Genomic DNA, 16397 nt, shown 5'->3' with positions numbered 1-16397 from the left:
TGTTATTGTCCTAAGGCGTCCAAGCGCCGGTCGATATCGGAGCGAAATTTGGCGATGAACATCAAGGCCCTGACCTGCTCGGCGGCGGCCTCGGTGCGCTGCTGTTCATCCAACAAAAGCTGCACATCCGCCAGCACTTCGTCTTCGCGCTGCGCCAACTCGGCATCCAGCTTTTGCACATCGGCAGCGCCGGCCGCTTCATCCAAGGCCTCACGCCAGGCCATTTGCTCCATCAGGAAGGCCGTGGGCATGCGGGTGTTCTCGTTCAAGCGCAGCGGCGCGCCGCGCAACTCGCACAAATAGGCGGCGCGCTTGAGCGGGTCGCGCAGCCGTTGATGGGCCTCGTTGACCCGCACCGCCCATTGCATCGCAATGCGCTGCGCTGCCGCGCCCTCGGTCGCAAACTTGTCCGGGTGGACCTTTGCCTGCAATTCCTTCCAGCGCGCATCAATCTCGGCGCGCATTTGCGCCTGCCGTGGCGGCAAACCAAACAGACTGAAATCGTCGTCGTCGAGTTTCATCAGCAATACATTTCAGCGCTCAAGCGCTTCACCAGGGTCCGGCGCCAAGAAAAAAGGCGCGGCAAGCGGCCGCGCCCTAAAGATTGGGCGTGCACTTTACACGCGGAAGGACTCGCCGCAACCGCAGCGGTCTTTCTCACGCGGATTGCGGAACTTGAAGCCCTCGTTCAGGCCTTCGCGCACGAAGTCCAGCTCGGTCCCTTCTAGATAGGGCAGGCTCTTGGGGTCGATCAAAATCTTGATGCCATGGCCCTCAAAGACGATGTCCTCGGGCGCCACTTCGTCGGCATATTCGAGCTTGTAGGCCAAGCCCGAGCAGCCGGTCGTCTTGACGCCCAAGCGCACGCCCACGCCCCGGCCACGCTTGGTGATGTAGCGCGTCACATGGCGCGCGGCGGCTTCTGTCATCGTCACGGACATGCGGGCAACCCTCGCTTACTGTGCTGCCGGCGCTGCATGCTTGGCGCGGTAGTCATCCACCGCTGCCTTGATCGCATCTTCGGCCAGGATCGAGCAATGGATCTTCACCGGCGGCAGCGCCAGCTCTTCGGCGATATGGGTGTTCTTGATGTCGAGTGCCTGGTCGAGCGACTTGCCCTTGACCCACTCGGTCACCAGCGAGCTCGACGCGATCGCCGAGCCGCAGCCATAGGTCTTGAACTTGGCGTCTTCGATCAAGCCGGTGGCCGGGTTGACCTTGATTTGCAACTTCATCACGTCGCCGCAGGCCGGTGCGCCGACCATGCCGGTGCCGACCGAGTCATCGCCCTTTTCAAAGGCGCCGACATTGCGGGGATTTTCGTAGTGATCAACGACCTTATCGCTATATGCCATGGTGTTCTCCTGTCTGTTTGTCGGTCCTATCTCGTCCGAGATAGGTTGGGGCTCAATGTGCTGCCCACTGAATCGTGCTGATGTCGATGCCGTCTTTGTACATATCCCAAAGCGGCGACAACTCGCGCAACTTGGCGACCCGGTGCCTCAGCGTCGTGATCGCATAATCAATTTCCTCGACGGTGGTGAAGCGGCCAATCGTCATGCGCAGCGAGGAATGCGCCAGCTCATCGCTGCGGCCCAAGGCGCGCAAGACATAGCTGGGCTCCAGGCTGGCCGAGGTGCAGGCCGAACCCGACGACACCGCCAAGCCCTTGACGCCCATGATCAGCGACTCGCCTTCCACATAGTTGAAGGAGATGTTCAGGTTGTGCGGCACGCGGCGCTCCAGATCGCCGTTGACGAAGACCTGTTCGATATCGCTCAGGCCGTCCAGCAAACGCTTGTGCAGCATGCGGATGCGCTCGCCTTCGACGGCCATCTCTTCGCCCGCCAAACGGAATGCTGTGCCCATGCCGACGATCTGGTGCGTGGCCAGCGTGCCCGAGCGCATGCCGCGCTCTTGCCCGCCGCCATGCATCTGCGCTTCCAGCCGAATGCGCGGCTTGCGGCGCACATACAAGGCGCCGATACCCTTGGGGCCATAAGTCTTGTGCGACGCCAGGCTCATCAGGTCCACCGGCAATTCGGCCAGATTGATGGCGATCTTGCCGGTCGCTTGCGCGGCATCGACGTGAAAGATGATGCCGTGCTCACGGCACAAAGCGCCGATCGCCGGGATGTCTTGAATCACGCCGATCTCGTTACTGACGTAGAGGACCGAGGCCAGGATGGTGTCGGGGCGGATCGCCGCCTTGAATCGTTCCAGATCGAGCAGGCCGTTGGCTTCGACCTCGAGGTAAGTCACCTCAAAGCCTTGGCGCTCCAACTCACGGCAGGTGTCGAGCACCGCCTTGTGCTCGGTCTTGAGCGTGATGATGTGCTTGCCGCGGGTCTTGTAGAAATGCGCCGCACCCTTGATCGCCAAGTTAATCGACTCGGTGGCACCCGAGGTCCAGACGATTTCGCGCGGGTCGGCGCCAATCAGCCCGGCCACTTCTTCGCGTGACTTCTCGACGATCGCTTCTGCTTCCCAACCCCAGGCATGGCTGCGGGATGCGGGGTTGCCGAAATGCTCGCTCAGCCAAGGCACCATGGCGGCCACGACACGGGGGTCCACAGGCGTGGTGGCGCCGTAATCCATATAGATCGGGAAATGCGGGGTCATGTCCATGTTCAGGTTTGCTTGTTCAGTGATGCTTATTTGGTGAAGGAATTGCCGAGGGCAAAGACCGAATTCGGTGCGGTGATGCGGATGGGTTTGAGCACCGGCTGCGAGGAAATCGCCCGCTTCAGCGGCGACTCTTCAATCGTCACACCCTTGGCCAATTGATCCTCAACCAGCTTGCGCAGCGAGACCGAGCTGAGGTATTCGATCATCTTGGCGTTCAAGCTGGTCCACAACTCATGCGTGATGCAGCGGCCGGTATTCTCGCCCATGCAGTTCTCATGCCCACCGCAGCCGGTCGCGTCGAGCGGTTCATCCACGGCGACGATAATGTCGGCCACGGTGATATCGCTGGACTTACGTCCGAGCGAGTAGCCGCCGCCGGGGCCGCGCGTGCTTTCAACCAATTCATGCCGGCGCAGCTTGCCGAACAGCTGCTCCAGATAGGACAAAGAAATCTGCTGCCGCTGGCTGATGGCGGCCAGCGCTACCGGCCCGCCGTTTTCACGCAGGGCCAAATCAATCATCGCGGTAACGGCAAAACGACCTTTGGTGGTAAGACGCATAAACCCTCCTTTTGGTCCACATGAACACAAGTCGGCAGCAGCTGAGCCGCCCGATCCCGAGTAAACCTGCAAAACGGGTTTACCCTTGATCAATTCCGACTATTTTACTCAATTATTACCAAACTTGCTGGAGTGGTAAAAAAACCAGGTCCTTGAAGGGCTATAGATGGTCGTGCACGACCGCGCCGAACGCCTGCTCGCGCAGTTGGGCCAGTTGATCGCGCACCCGCGCCGCCTTCTCGAACTCGAGGTTGCGCGCATGCTCCAGCATCTGCTTCTCCAGCAAGCCCATGCGTTTACTCAGATCTTTCTCGCTCATTTGCTCGACAGCCGCTACCTGCAGCAGCTTTTGATCATCGCGGCCGCTCTTCTCGGAGTAGACGCCGTCAATCATGTCCTTGATGCGCTTGTTGATGCTGCGCGGCGTAATGCCGTTGGCCTCATTGAAGGCCAATTGCTTGGTGCGCCTGCGCTCGGTTTCGCCCATCGCCTTTTTCATTGACTCGGTGATGCTGTCGGCATACAGAATTGCCTTGCCGCGCAGATTGCGCGCCGCCCGACCAATGGTCTGAATCAAGCTGCGCTCGGAACGCAAAAAGCCTTCCTTGTCGGCGTCCAGAATCGCCACCAGCGAGACCTCAGGAATGTCCAGACCTTCGCGCAGCAAGTTGATGCCGACCAGCACGTCAAACACGCCCAGGCGCAGGTCGCGAAGAATTTCCACCCGCTCGACCGTGTCAACGTCCGAGTGCAAGTAGCGCACCTTGCAGCCGTTGTCGCTCAAGTAATCGGTCAGTTGTTCGGCCATCCGTTTGGTCAAGGTCGTGATCAAGACCCGCTCATTCACCTCGACCCGCTCACGGATTTCTTGCAGCACATCATCAACCTGATGGGTGGCGGGACGCACCTCCACCAGCGGGTCGACCAGGCCGGTGGGGCGCACTACCTGCTCCACCACCTGACCGGAGTTCTCCTGCTCATAAGCGGCCGGCGTGGCCGACACAAACACCGCTTGGCGCATCTTGCGTTCGAACTCGGCGAACTTGAGCGGCCGATTGTCCAGCGCCGAGGGCAGGCGAAAGCCATATTCGACCAAGGTCGACTTGCGCGCGCGGTCGCCGTTGTACATGCCGCCGAACTGACCGATCAGCACATGGCTTTCATCCAGGAACATCAAGGCATCTTTGGCCAAATAGTCGACCAAGGTCGGCGGCGCTTCGCCGGGCTGAGCGCCGGAGATATGGCGGGTGTAGTTCTCGATGCCCTTGCAGTGGCCGACCTCATTGAGCATTTCCAAGTCAAAGCGAGTGCGCTGCTCCAGGCGCTGCGCCTCGACCAATTTGCCGTCCTTGATGAACTCCCCCAGGCGCTGACGCAACTCCTCCTTGATGCCGTCCATCGCGGCCAGCACGCGCTCGCGCGGCGTCACGTAATGGCTGCTCGGGTAGACCGTGAAGCGCGGGATCTTCTGGCGGATCTTGCCGGTCAGCGGATCAAAGAGTTGCAAGGTTTCGACTTCATCGTCAAACAGCTCGATGCGCAGCGCCAACTCCGAATGCTCGGCCGGGAACACATCAATGGTGTCGCCGCGCACCCGGAACGCACCGCGGCTGAACTCGACCTCGTTGCGGGTGTACTGCATGCGGATCAACTGGGCGATCACGTCCCGCTGGCCCATCTTGTCGCCGGTACGTAGCGTCATCACCATCTGGTGATAGTCAACCGGGTTGCCGATACCGTAGATCGCCGACACCGAGGCCACGATCACCACATCACGCCGCTCCATCAAGCTCTTGGTCGCGGAAAGGCGCAGCTGCTCGATATGCTCGTTGATCGCACTGTCCTTTTCGATGAACAGGTCGCGCTGCGGCACATAGGCTTCGGGCTGGTAGTAGTCGTAATAGCTGACGAAATACTCGACCGCGTTGTTCGGAAAGAAATCGCGAAACTCGCCGTACAACTGCGCCGCCAAGGTCTTGTTGGGCGCAAAGATGATGGCCGGGCGGCCCAAGCGCGCGATCACATTGGCCATCGTGAAGGTCTTGCCCGAGCCGGTCACGCCCAAAAGCGTCTGAAAACTCAGCCCGTCATTGATGCCTTCGACCAGCTTGTCGATCGCTGCAGGCTGATCGCCGGCGGGCGGAAAAGGCTGAAACAACTGGAATGGCGAGCCCTCGAAAGACACGAACTCCCCTTTCGGAGCGTCGTCCGGCGCATCCGCTTGCGCAGCGTTTTTGTCTATGAGGCGATCTGAATCTTGCATCGGGTATTCCCTGGAATTTGGCGCCCACCCGCCTTGAGGAGGCAGCATGCGCAACCCGACAGATTAGCGCAGACGCGGCCAGCGCGTCACCCACGAGGGCTCTTGATGCTGCCACCGTATTGTCAGCAGCCGAGTCTTTACAGGGTTATTCGACCGAAAGCGCGGGCGGCACACCGCCATAATTCCGGCACCGCTCTCGAACCGCTTCCTACGCGTTTACGCCGGTTTCGGTATTTCTCCCTGCTGCTGAGTCGAGCAATTGCAAGCGCAGCGCAAGCGAATTGATCATAAAATGCTGCAGCGCACAAAATGTGGCAATATCAGGCACACGACGCTTGCGACGGCCAGCCGCCAACACCTCACTTGAACCCAAGGGCAAAACATGCTGTATCAGCTTTTTGAAACTCAACGCGCTTTGATGAGCCCGTTTGCGGAGTTCTCCAGCGCCTCAGCCAAGCTCTATAACCACCCTCTGTCGCCGTTCTCGCATTCGCCGATTTCGCAACGGGTGTCGGCAGGTCTGGATCTGATGCATCGCTTGGCTAAGGACTACGAAAAGCCGGAATTTGGGATCCGCGGCGTCAACGTGGACGGCGTGGAAGTGGCAGTTCAGGAACTGGTGCCGCTGACCAAGCCGTTTTGCCGCCTGCTGCGCTTCAAGCGCTACACCGACGATTTGGCCGTTCTGTCCAAGATGAAGGATCAGCCCACTGTGTTGGTGGTGGCGCCGCTGTCCGGCCACCACAGCACGCTCTTGCGTGACACCGTACGCCAATTGCTGAAGGACCACAAGGTCTTCATCACCGACTGGACCGATGCACGCATGGTGCCCAAGGAAGTCGGCCCATTTCACCTGGACGACTACATCGCCTACGTGCAGGAATTCATCCGACTGGTGGGCCCGGACTGCCATGTGATTTCGGTCTGCCAGCCCACCGTGCCGGTACTGGCTGCCATTTCTCTGATGGCCTCCAGCGGCGAACAAACACCGCGCAGCATGACCATGATGGGTGGCCCGATCGATGCGCGCAAGAGCCCCACCGCCGTCAACAATCTAGCCATGAACAAGCCCTACAGCTGGTTCGAAAACAATGTGATTTACCGCGTACCGACCAACTTCCCGGGCTCGGGCCGGGCGGTTTACCCAGGCTTTTTGCAGCACACCGGTTTCGTCGCGATGAACCCGAACGTGCATATGAGCTCGCATTACGATTACTTCCTCGACCTGATGCGCGGCGATGACGAAAGCGCCGATTCGCACCGCCAGTTCTATGACGAGTACAACGCCGTTCTCGACATGCCGGCCGAGTACTACCTTGACACCATCAAGACCGTGTTCCAGGACTTTGCCCTGGTCAACGGCACCTGGATGGTCAAGGGTCAGTTGGTGCGCCCGCAGGACATCACCACCACCGCCTTGCTGACAGTGGAAGGCGAACGCGATGACATCTCCGGTGCCGGCCAGACCCGCGCCGCGCATGAGCTGTGCTCTGGGGTTTCAAGCGTTCACCAATACCATTACGACGCCGTGGGCGCTGGCCATTACGGCATCTTCTCGGGCCGACGCTGGCGCGAGAATGTCTACCCCGAGGTGCAAGCCTTCATCAGCAAGTATGACCGTCCGGACGCCGTGCTTGCTGGCCACAGGCCTGCAGCTAGCCCGGTCCAAACGCCTGCGGCCAGCCCGGCACCGACCTCCGAGCCGGCCCGTAAGACCAAAAGCAAATCAAGCACTTGACGAGAGTAGCTTCAACTGCAGTCGAACTGCAGCGTTTGGTCGGGGAGATTGACGCGGCATTGCCGCAGACCCAATGCACACGCTGCGGCTTTCCGGACTGTCACGCCTATGCGGTGGCGGTGGCGAACGGTGAGGCGGGCATCAACCAATGCCCGCCCGGTGGCGCCGAGGGCATCGAGCGCTTGGCCGCGATTACCGGGCGCGCTGCCCTGCCTTTGAGCGCGGCGCATGGCCAAGAAGGCCCGTTGAAACTGGCTGTTATTGATGAGGCTTGGTGCATAGGCTGCACCATGTGCATCAAGGCCTGCCCAGTAGACTGCATCGTCGGCGCGCCCAAACAAATGCATGTGGTCGTCAACGATCAATGCACAGGCTGCGAGTTATGCGTGCCGGCCTGCCCGGTCGACTGCATCTCGTTGCTGAGTCTCAAACCCGAGCTCAGCGGCTGGGACGCCTGGGGCGAGAGTCAAGCGGATGCCGCCCGCGAGCGTTATCGCTTTCATCAACTCAAATTGGTCCGTGGCGAGCAAGAAAACAGCGCTCGCCTGGTCGCCAAGGCCGAGGCCAAGCTGGTCGATCTGGCGGCGGCTTCCAAACTCACCGAAGCCACGGCACTGGACGCAAAACGTGCCGTCATCGAAGCGGCACTGGCGCGCGCTCGCGCCAAGCGCCTGGGCTAAGCGACAGCCCGTCCAGCATCAAGGCCTGTCGATAGGCTCGTCACATCACGAGCTCTGCCAACTCCAGCTCATCAGGCGTCTCATCGATCAGGCGGTCAAAGTCGGCCGCAGCAAACTGACCCTTGGGAATCAGCGGCTTGTCCAGCGGACGGTAAACCCGGCTGTGCAGACGGTTGAGTAACTCGGAATGCTCCATCGCCGACACCACCTCCTCCGGGTTGAGCAGCATGGCGAAAGGGCTGTACAAGGCGCTTGCAAATTGGGTGCTCAACATGGTGATGCTCCGTTAGGTTCGACTTACGTTTCAAGATGTAAGTAACTTTAGGGAGCGGGAGCAGTTCGGCATAGTCGGGGCCGCGCCAATATGCGTGTCAGGCAAACTCCTAGGAGGCTGTCGGGCCAAGGCCGGTGCGGCCCCGGCACGGCACTTGCAATCAGTTGCCCGACTTGGCCATCAGCTTGAGCAGCTTGGCCTTCAATTCATCCCTGCCGGCAGTACCGGCAAAGTCAGCCGCTGTGAGGCCTTGATCATTGCGAATATGGACATCGGCACCGGCCTTCAGCAGTGCTGCCGGCAGATCTATCGCGCCATAGCGCGCCGCCATCATCAGAGGCGTGCTGCCATTGGGCGAGCGGGCATTGATGTCGGCGCCCTGACTCAGCAACCAGACGGCCACACCGTTGTCCGGCCCGCTGCAGGCGTAATGCAGCGGTGTCCAGCCGGCGGTGTTGACGGGCGCGCCTTTTTTGACGATCTTCTGCACCCAGTCCAGCTTGCCCTTGATGGCCGCCAGCATCAGCGCAGATTCGCCGTTCGCATTGACGGCCAGAATGTCCAGCTGCGGGTGGGCCAGCAAACTGTCCAAGGCCTTGTCCGAATCCTCACGCAGCGCAATATTCATTGCATAACGGCCACGTGCATCGGGCTTATTGGGATCCGTGCCGCGCTGCAAAATCTTTGACACGGTGTAGCCATCATTCAATTCGGCCGCCAAAACCAAATCATCAATCGGCGCCGCCAAGCTAGCGCCGGTGATGGCCATACCGAGCGCCAACAACACCCCTATGCTGCGAGTCTTCATCGCTTGCCCTTTTTTTCTTCAATTCAAGCCAAACAAGCGCCGGCAGTTGGCCGAGGTTTGCGCCGCCAACTCTGCAATCGACACACCTTTCACCGCCGCCAGCGCCGCACCGACATGCGGCACATAAGCCGGGCTGTTGGTGCGACCCCGATAAGGCACGGGCGCAAGGTAGGGGCTGTCGGTTTCGATCAGCAATCGCTCCAGCGGCAGCGCCGCAGCCACATCACGCAAGTCTTGTGCGCTCTTGAAGCTCAGGATGCCGGAGAAGGACACGTAATAGCCGCGCTCGACGGCCGCCAGGGCCACGTCGACGCTTTCGGCAAAGCAATGGAATACCCCGCCCGCCTGCTCGCCGCCCTCCTCGTCCAACAAGCGCAAGGTGTCTGCGGCGCTGCTGCGGGTGTGGATGACCAGGGGTTTGGCGGCCTGCTTCGCAGCGCGGATATGGGTGCGAAAGCGCTCGCGCTGCCACGCCATATCGACCTCGATGCTGCGGCCGTTGAGGCGGTAATAGTCGAGGCCAGTTTCGCCTATCGCCACCACCTTAGGGTCGGCCGCACCCGCCACCAACTCCTCGACGCTGGGCTCATGCACATCCTCGTTGTCCGGGTGCACACCCACGGTCGCCCAGAGCTGAGGGTACTGATGCGCCAAACTGCGCACGAGCGGGAATTCTTCCATCGTGGTGCAGATACAGACCGCCTGCTCGACTTGTGCGACGGCCATTTCGGCCAGAATTTCCGGCAAGCGTGCGTGCAGTTCGGGAAAGCTCAGATGGCAGTGGGAATCAATGAACATAGAGGCCAAAAGATGGGGGAACATTGCCAAGCGTGCCAGGACGCAAGGCTAAAAGCGGCAGGACTCAAATTGTCTGAGTCGGCTTGGACGAAGAAATTTGCGTGCCCAAAATCTCCTCGATCTTGAGCTTGACCAAACGGCTCTTTTCATCGGAAGGAAAGCGCACGCCGATACCCTGCGTGCGTCCGCCGGAAGCATTGGCCGGCGTCAGCCAGGCAATCTTGCCCGCCACCGGATAACGCTGATTGTCATCGGGCAAGGCCAGCAGCAGGTAGACGTCTTCACCCAGGCGATAGTCACGCGTTGTCGGCACAAACAAGCCGCCGTCGATAAAAACCGGCATATAGGCCGCGTAAAGCGCGCCCTTTTCCTTGAAGGCCAACTGAATCACGCTGGGCCGCGCACCCACTGCGGCCACAGCGCCTACAGCGGCCGCTTGACCGGCGGGAGGCGAGCCCGTAGCTGGTTTTGAAGGCGAATCACTCATGAAGCCGAGTGTAGCGAAAGCCTTGCCTTGCCATCGATCGAAAAACGCGGCTCATCAGCGGCGCGGCGACGCTTCCATCAGCGCTTGTCGACCTTGAGCAAACAGTGACTCCATTAACAAGCCGGCATTCAAAGGGTGCTCGGCATGACGGGCTGCGCGGCGCAGTGCTGCATCCCAGCCGAGCAGCGGTCCGGCGAGCTTGGGCGCGGGCAAAAACTCGGCCGCAAAATAACTCGGCGGTGCACCGTGGCAGCGCCGCAGCAGATCATGGCTGAGGCGCTGCAAGGCGTCGATCGCACGCGGCACGGGCCAGTCGGCCAAGGCGGCCGCCTCGCCGCGCGCCAGGCGCTGGGGCAACTGCTGCCAAACACTCGCCCGCAGGCCGGCCTCGAACCAGTCCTTGGCTTCTTGCGGGCGGCCGCCAGCGGCCATCAGCAAGACGTCTGCAGCACCCTCTACCCCTTGCTCGCTCAGCCATTGCAGCGCAGGCTTTTGCGCCGGCAGGCCCAGCGGCAAGGGTTGGCAGCGGCTGCGAATGGTCGGCAACAAACCCTCGGGCGAGTTGCTGGCCAAGACAAAACGCAGCATGCCGCCGGGTTCTTCCAGGGTCTTGAGCAAGGCATTGGCCGCCACATTGTTCAAGGCCTCGGCCGGGTAAACCACCACCACCTTGGCGCGGCCGCGTGCCGAGGTCACCTGCGTGAAGCCCAGCATCGCCCGCACGGCATCGATCTTGATCTCGCGGCTGGGCTTGGTTTTGGACGCCTTGGGCTCACCGTCCTTGCCGGTTTCGCTGTCCTGCGCCCAGCCCAGCGTCTCACGCAGGGCGTCGGGCAGCAGCAACTGGAAGTCCGGATGAGTATGGGACTGAAATAACAAGCAACTTGCGCAGTGCCCGCAGGCCGGGCCGTGGCTGGTCTGTTTGCCTGCCCCATGCGCTTCACACAACCAGGCCTGCGCCAAGAGCAAAGCCAAATCAAATTGACCCACGCCCGCGGGCCCTTGCACCAGCAAGGCGTGCGAGCGGGCCGTCGCCAGCGCTTGGCTCAAGGGCTGCTTCAACCAGGGCAGCACTTGCTGCTGGGTGCCGGCTACCACCCGCGCGACTCCATCACAGCGCTGATCTGCGCCGCCACCTCGGCTACCGAAACGCTCGCATCGATGCGCGCGAAACGCTGCGGCGCGCCAGCGGCTCGCGCCGCATAACCCGCACGTACGCGCTCAAAAAATTCCAAATCCTGCTGCTCAAAGCGGTCGGCCTCGCGCGCCGCCGCACGGCGCGCCGCCGCCATCTCGGCCGGTAGGTCGAACCACAGAGTCAGGTCAGGCTGGCGACCGTTTTGCACCCATTGCTCCAGCGTCGTCAACACGGCCAGGTCCATGCCCCGACCGGCGCCCTGATAGGCAAAACTAGCGTCGGTATAACGGTCACAGACCACGGTCTGGCCGGCCGCCAAGGCCGGCTCGATCACCCGCTGCAAATGATCGCGCCGACCCGCAAAGACCAGCAAGGCCTCGGTCAGGCTGTCCATGCCGCTGTGCAGGAACAGGCCACGCAGGGTCTCGGCAAGCTCGGTGCCGCCGGGCTCGCGCGTGTTGACGACCACGGCGCCGCGCGCACTCAAGCGCTCGGTCAGGGCCGCAATATGGGTCGACTTGCCGGCCCCGTCTATGCCTTCAAAGGTGATGAATCTGGCTGTCACTTGCTTCAATCTAGATTACTTGCCGCGCTGGAATTTATTGACCGCGCGATTATGCGCGGCCAGATCGTCACTGAACTCGCTGGAGCCGTCGCCGCGAGCCACAAAATACAGCGCCCGACTGCGCGCCGGGTGCAGCGCGGCCAGCAGCGAGGCATTGCCCGGCATCGCAATCGGCGTTGGCGGCAAGCCGCCTCGCGTGTAGGTGTTGAAGGGCGTGTCGGTCTGCAAATCACGCTTGCGCAGATTGCCGTCAAAGGCCGCGCCTAGGCCATAGATCACCGTCGGATCGGTTTGCAAAGGCATGCCCAGGCGCAGGCGATTGATGAAGACGGCAGCCACCATGCCCCGGTCGGCGGCAGCGCCGGTTTCCTTTTCCACGATGGAGGCGAGGATCAAGGCCTGGTCTTGGTTCTTCAAGGGCAGACCCTCGCTGCGACCCGCCCAAGCGGCGTCCAGACGCTTTTGCATCGCTTTGTGCGCGCGTTTCAGCACGGTCAAATCGCTCACCCCCCGGCTATAGGCATAGGTATCCGGGAAGAAGCGTCCTTCCGCCGCCTGCTCGGGCGCGCCCAGCAGCGCCATCAACTGCGCCTCGTTCAGTCCTGCCGTGCTTTGCTTGAGCGCTGGCGCCTTGGCCAGCGCGGCGCGCACCTGGGCAAAGGTCCAGCCTTCGATCAAGCGCAGCTGCTCCAGCACCTCGTCACCGCGCACCATCTTGGCGAGCAAATCTCGCGGTGTCACCCCTTGATGAATTTCGTAGCTGCCGGCACGTATCAAGCGCGCTTGGCCCGACCAGCGAAACCATTCATACAGCAAGCGCCCATCGGCCTGCACACCGGCATTGACCCAGGCCTGCGCCACCTCCCGGGGCGAGGCGCCGGCCTCGATCGACAACTCCACCGAAGGCGCGGCCAAACTCAGCGGCGCTTGCAACCACCACCAAATCGCCCCGCCCATGAGTGCTGCAAGCAAAAACAGGGTCGCCAGCAATTTGCTTAAAAATTTCATTCCCAATACCCTTTTGCCCACGCCCTGATTCGGGGGCTGATGATAATCGCGCCATGACTATATTCAGCACCAACATCGGCGGGGCCGCTCGCTTGACGCAATGGGGCGTGATCCGCGCCCAAGGCGAGGAAGCGGCCAAGTTTTTGCACGGCCAACTGACGCAGGACTTTGCCCTCTTGGGCCTCTATGAAGCGCGTTTGGCTGGCTTTTGCTCCGCAAAGGGGCGTTTGCTCGCAACATTGATAGGCTGGAAAACGAGCGAGAGCGAAGTGCTGCTGGCTCTGCCGGCGGAGCTGCTGCCGGCAGTCCTGAAGCGTTTGTCAATGTTTGTGATGCGTGCGAAATGCAAGCTCAGCGATGCCAGCGCCGAGATTGGACTCTGGGGCTTGAGCGGCGCCGAAGCGCAGGCTTGGCTGGGCGAGGCGGCGCCGGCGCAACGTTGGGCCTGTGCCGACATTGCTGGGGCCCGGGTGATTCGATTGCCTGGCCTGGCAAGCCAAGCTCGCTTCTTGCTGGCACAAGACGCCCAGGCAGCCGCGCCTGCCCTCCCCGTCATCAGCGAGGCCGACTGGCATTGGCTGGAGTTACTCAGCGGCCAGCCTTGGGTGCTGAGTGCCACCAGCGAACAATTCGTGCCGCAGATGTTGAACCTGGAGTTGCTGGGCGGCGTCAACTTCCAAAAAGGCTGCTACCCCGGCCAAGAGGTGGTGGCGCGGATGCAGTACCGCGGCACGCTCAAGCGTCGCACCTTCCTGTTCGAGACCGAGGCGGGTTTGGGTCTTGAAGTCTTGCCCGGCCAAGAGATTTTCCATAGCGAAGACCCCGGTCAACCGGCCGGGCTGGTGGCCAATGTTGCCACCAAGGATGGCCGGGCCTTGCTGCTGGCCGAGACCAAGATCGCCGCACTCGCCAGTGGCAGCTTGCACCTGGGCTCGATAGACGGCCACCTGCTGCGTCCGGTCGCCCTGCCCTATGAGCTGACAGAGCCGCAATGAGCGTTGAGATTTACGTCTACTACAAGGTGCTGGACGCAAATCTTGATGCGGCCCTGCGGGCCTTTGAGCAAGCCTTGCTTGGCCTAAGCGGGCCATGCCCAAGGTTGTTGCGTCGTGAAGGCAATGCGGCCGGTGAGCAAACCTGGATGGAGATTCATGGTGGCGCCAACGCTCAAGCTGACGAGCAGCGGCTGGCTGTCGCCATGAGCCCTTACCTCAGCGGCATCCGCCATACCGAGCGTTTCATGCCCTTGCGCTGAGAGTCAAATGCCCGCCAGGAGCGGGCTCGCTCAACCGTCAAGCCTCAAATGCCTGACGCAGCGCAAGGCCGCAGGCCTCAAGCGCGGTCAAGGCTTCGGGGATGGCGCGGCCCATCTTGATGAAGTCGTGCGTCACGCCCCGGAACAGCTCCAACTGAACCTGCCCCCCGTTGGCTCTCAGGAGATCGGCATAGGCAATGCCTTCATCAACCAAGGGGTCGCATTCGGCCAGCAACACACAAGCCGGGGCCAAGTCGCTATGGTCCTCGGCTTCAAGCGGCGCAAAACGCCAGTCACGCTTGTGATGGTGGGAAATGTAATGGTTGAAAAACCAATCAATGGACGCCGCGTCGAGCAAGAAGCCATTGGCAAACAGCTTGTGCGAGGCGGTGTCGGCATGCGCCGTGGTGCCGGGCGTGATCAGCAGCTGCAGGGCGAGCTTGAGACCGATATCGCGCGCGTGCAGCGCGCAGACCGCAGCCAGCGTGCCGCCGGCACTGTCGCCGCCAACAGCAAGGCGTGAGCCGTCCAGCCCCAAGCTCGGGGCCGCTTTGGCCAGCCAAGTCATGACCGCCCAGCAATCATCGACAGCCGCCGGGAAGCGGTTCTCGGGCGCCAGCCGGTAGTTGAGCGACAAGACCGCCGCTCCGCTGCGCAGTGCCAATTGCCGGCATAGGCTGTCATGGGTATCCAGGCTGCCAATCGTGAAGCCGCCGCCATGCAAATAAAGCAAGACGGGCAAACATGCGTCACTGGGGGCATAGAGCCGAGCGGCCAGCGGCCCCTCGGCCCCGGGCACCTGAAAGTTCTCGACCCGAGCCAGCGGCGCACGGGGCAAATCCAGAATCTCGGCACCCATCAGATAGCCAATCCGCGCCTGCTTCGGGCTAAGGCTGTGAAAGGCCGGCCGATTCGCGCGGTAAATGCGGCTCAAAACGCCGGCCATCTTCGGTGTCAACAAGGTGCTACTCAAACAGTACTCCAGGGCTTAGGCTAGGGGCCAATCCGCGATTTTCCCATCAGCCCAGGACTCCACATGGCCTTGATTCAATATCTGACCCAAATTCACATCGATTTCGGTGCGGTCGCCATGCTGCCGCAGGTCTGCGAGCAGGCCGGCATCCATCGCCCCTTGGTCATCACCGACATCGGCGTACGCTCTGCAGGCGTGCTTGCACAGGCGCTGGCACCTTGGGGCGCCTACCCACCGCCGGTGTTTGACCAAACGCCTGCCAATCCGACCGAGGCCGCCGTGCGCTGGGCCGTGCAGTTATGCCATCACGGCTTTTGTGACGGTCTGATTGCGATTGGCGGCGGCTCCAGCATGGACTTGGCCAAAGGCGTGGCGATCGCCGCCACACACCAAGGCGCCTTGAAAAACTACGCCACCATTGAGGGCGGCAGCCTGCAAATCACCGCTGCGGTCTTGCCCGTGATCGCCGTGCCCACCACTGCCGGCACCGGCAGCGAGGTTGCGCGCGGGGCAATTTTGATTGTGGACGATGGCCGCAAACTCGGTTTTCACAACTGGGTCTTGATGCCCAAGGTCGCCCTGTGCGACCCTGAGTTGACGCTGAGCCTGCCGCCGCGCCTGACGGCCGCCACTGGCATGGACGCAATCGCGCATTGCATGGAGACCTTTATGTCGGACGCCATCAACCCGCCGGCCGACGGCATTGCGCTGGATGGCCTGCGGCGCGGCTGGGCCCATATTGAACGGGCCACGCTGAACGGGCAAGACCGGGAGGCGCGCTGGCAAATGATGAGTTGCAGCATGCAGGGCGCCCTGGCCTTTCAAAAAGGCCTGGGCTGCGTGCATTCGCTCAGCCACGCGCTGGGCGCGGCCGACCCGCGCCTGCATCACGGCACACTCAATGCGGTGTTTCTGCCGGCGGTGATTCGCTTCAATGCCGCTGCACCCGGCATGCAGCGCGAACAGCGGCTGCAACGAATGGCGCAAGCCATGGGCTTGGCGGGCGAAGCTGCCGCTGGTGACGGCGTGGCCCTGGCCCGAGCCGTCAGCGCGATGAACGCCAGGCTGGGCTTGCCGGCTGGCTTGGCCGAGTTGGGCGTTGACCCGCAATTGTTCGTCGCGGTGATCAAAGCCGCCCTGCTCGATCATTGTCACAAAACCAACCCGCGCGAGGCCAGTGCAGCTGACTATCTGGAGATGCTGCACGCATCTCTTTGACGCG

20 protein-coding genes are annotated in these 16397 nt (G+C 61.7%); 5 read left to right on the top strand and 15 right to left on the bottom strand.

Features of this window, described 5'->3' with window-relative positions; all coding sequences use genetic code 11:
- Positions 1-2 precede the first annotated feature (2 nt).
- The 7 genes from hscB to PRZ03_RS16360 form a co-directional block, all read right to left on the bottom strand.
- Positions 3-521, bottom strand: a complete 519-nt coding sequence (hscB, locus tag PRZ03_RS16390) for a Fe-S protein assembly co-chaperone HscB (protein ID WP_273601336.1) — start codon at positions 519-521, stop codon at positions 3-5.
- 96 nt (positions 522-617) lie between these two features.
- Positions 618-941, bottom strand: coding sequence for an iron-sulfur cluster assembly protein IscA (iscA, locus tag PRZ03_RS16385; RefSeq protein WP_263535162.1), 324 nt, complete (start codon positions 939-941; stop codon positions 618-620).
- Positions 942-956: 15 nt separating this feature from the next.
- A complete protein-coding gene (gene iscU / locus PRZ03_RS16380) occupies positions 957-1355 on the bottom strand; it encodes a Fe-S cluster assembly scaffold IscU (RefSeq protein ID WP_273601335.1) in 399 nt (132 codons plus the stop codon).
- Positions 1356-1407: 52 nt separating this feature from the next.
- Entirely contained in the window at positions 1408-2628 is a 1221-nt protein-coding gene (locus PRZ03_RS16375; protein WP_263558298.1) for an IscS subfamily cysteine desulfurase, read from the bottom strand.
- Positions 2629-2654: 26 nt separating this feature from the next.
- Positions 2655-3188, bottom strand: a complete 534-nt coding sequence (locus PRZ03_RS16370; RefSeq protein WP_263535165.1) for a Fe-S cluster assembly transcription factor — start codon at positions 3186-3188, stop codon at positions 2655-2657.
- Between the two features lie 160 nt (positions 3189-3348).
- On the bottom strand, positions 3349-5451 hold the full coding sequence (uvrB, locus tag PRZ03_RS16365) for an excinuclease ABC subunit UvrB (protein WP_273601334.1): 2103 nt from the start codon (positions 5449-5451) through the stop codon (positions 3349-3351).
- Between the two features lie 208 nt (positions 5452-5659).
- Positions 5660-5860: a hypothetical protein gene (locus PRZ03_RS16360; protein ID WP_273601423.1), complete on the bottom strand. Its 201-nt coding sequence runs from the start codon at positions 5858-5860 to the stop codon at positions 5660-5662.
- On the opposite strand from PRZ03_RS16360, the gene PRZ03_RS16355 reads away from it, so the two are divergent.
- A complete protein-coding gene (locus PRZ03_RS16355; protein ID WP_273601333.1) occupies positions 5834-7189 on the top strand; it encodes a polyhydroxyalkanoate depolymerase in 1356 nt (451 codons plus the stop codon). The genes PRZ03_RS16360 and PRZ03_RS16355 overlap by 27 nt on opposite strands.
- Complete coding sequence (rsxB, locus tag PRZ03_RS16350; RefSeq protein ID WP_273601332.1) at positions 7186-7869, top strand: electron transport complex subunit RsxB; 684 nt, start codon at positions 7186-7188, stop codon at positions 7867-7869. The genes PRZ03_RS16355 and rsxB overlap by 4 nt, the downstream gene beginning before the upstream one ends.
- 40 nt (positions 7870-7909) lie before the next feature.
- On the opposite strand, the gene PRZ03_RS16345 is transcribed toward rsxB, so the two are convergent.
- The 7 genes from PRZ03_RS16345 to mltG all read right to left on the bottom strand — a co-directional run bounded on the left by PRZ03_RS16345 (position 7910) and on the right by mltG (position 12947).
- Positions 7910-8143, bottom strand: coding sequence for a hypothetical protein (locus tag PRZ03_RS16345; RefSeq protein ID WP_263535169.1), 234 nt, complete (start codon positions 8141-8143; stop codon positions 7910-7912).
- A 160-nt stretch (positions 8144-8303) separates the two neighbouring features.
- Complete coding sequence (locus tag PRZ03_RS16340; protein WP_273601331.1) at positions 8304-8951, bottom strand: ankyrin repeat domain-containing protein; 648 nt, start codon at positions 8949-8951, stop codon at positions 8304-8306.
- Positions 8952-8969: 18 nt separating this feature from the next.
- The gene (locus tag PRZ03_RS16335) at positions 8970-9749 is read right to left on the bottom strand and encodes a TatD family hydrolase (RefSeq protein ID WP_273601330.1); all 780 of its coding nucleotides are present in this window, start codon (positions 9747-9749) and stop codon (positions 8970-8972) included.
- A 64-nt stretch (positions 9750-9813) separates the two neighbouring features.
- Positions 9814-10236 (bottom strand): PilZ domain-containing protein, encoded by a 423-nt coding sequence (locus tag PRZ03_RS16330; protein WP_263535172.1) that lies wholly within the window; start codon positions 10234-10236, stop codon positions 9814-9816.
- 54 nt (positions 10237-10290) lie between these two features.
- Entirely contained in the window at positions 10291-11334 is a 1044-nt protein-coding gene (locus tag PRZ03_RS16325) for a DNA polymerase III subunit delta' (protein WP_273601329.1), read from the bottom strand.
- Entirely contained in the window at positions 11328-11939 is a 612-nt protein-coding gene (gene tmk / locus PRZ03_RS16320) for a dTMP kinase (RefSeq protein ID WP_273601328.1), read from the bottom strand. The genes PRZ03_RS16325 and tmk overlap by 7 nt, the downstream gene beginning before the upstream one ends.
- 15 nt (positions 11940-11954) lie before the next feature.
- On the bottom strand, positions 11955-12947 hold the full coding sequence (mltG, locus tag PRZ03_RS16315; RefSeq protein ID WP_273601327.1) for an endolytic transglycosylase MltG: 993 nt from the start codon (positions 12945-12947) through the stop codon (positions 11955-11957).
- Positions 12948-13000: 53 nt separating this feature from the next.
- On the opposite strand from mltG, the gene ygfZ reads away from it, so the two are divergent.
- Both ygfZ and PRZ03_RS16305 read left to right on the top strand, forming a co-directional pair.
- The gene (gene ygfZ, locus PRZ03_RS16310; RefSeq protein ID WP_273601326.1) at positions 13001-13942 is read left to right on the top strand and encodes a CAF17-like 4Fe-4S cluster assembly/insertion protein YgfZ; all 942 of its coding nucleotides are present in this window, start codon (positions 13001-13003) and stop codon (positions 13940-13942) included.
- Positions 13939-14202 (top strand): DUF4936 family protein, encoded by a 264-nt coding sequence (locus PRZ03_RS16305; protein ID WP_273601325.1) that lies wholly within the window; start codon positions 13939-13941, stop codon positions 14200-14202. Before ygfZ ends, PRZ03_RS16305 begins: the two co-directional genes overlap by 4 nt.
- A 37-nt stretch (positions 14203-14239) precedes the next feature.
- Here the strand turns inward: PRZ03_RS16305 and PRZ03_RS16300 are convergent, their stop codons facing one another.
- Positions 14240-15148, bottom strand: coding sequence for an alpha/beta hydrolase (locus PRZ03_RS16300; RefSeq protein WP_273601422.1), 909 nt, complete (start codon positions 15146-15148; stop codon positions 14240-14242).
- Positions 15149-15238: 90 nt separating this feature from the next.
- On the opposite strand from PRZ03_RS16300, the gene PRZ03_RS16295 reads away from it, so the two are divergent.
- The gene (locus PRZ03_RS16295) at positions 15239-16393 is read left to right on the top strand and encodes an iron-containing alcohol dehydrogenase (RefSeq protein ID WP_273601324.1); all 1155 of its coding nucleotides are present in this window, start codon (positions 15239-15241) and stop codon (positions 16391-16393) included.
- The last annotated feature ends 4 nt before the right edge of the window (positions 16394-16397 follow it).

It is taken from the genome of Roseateles albus, assembly GCF_028595345.1.
GTDB classification, from domain to species: domain Bacteria; phylum Pseudomonadota; class Gammaproteobacteria; order Burkholderiales; family Burkholderiaceae_C; genus Paucibacter_A; species Paucibacter_A albus.
The sequence above is the reverse complement of the archived record's forward strand: the minus strand, read 5'-3'. Positions and strand labels throughout refer to the sequence as shown.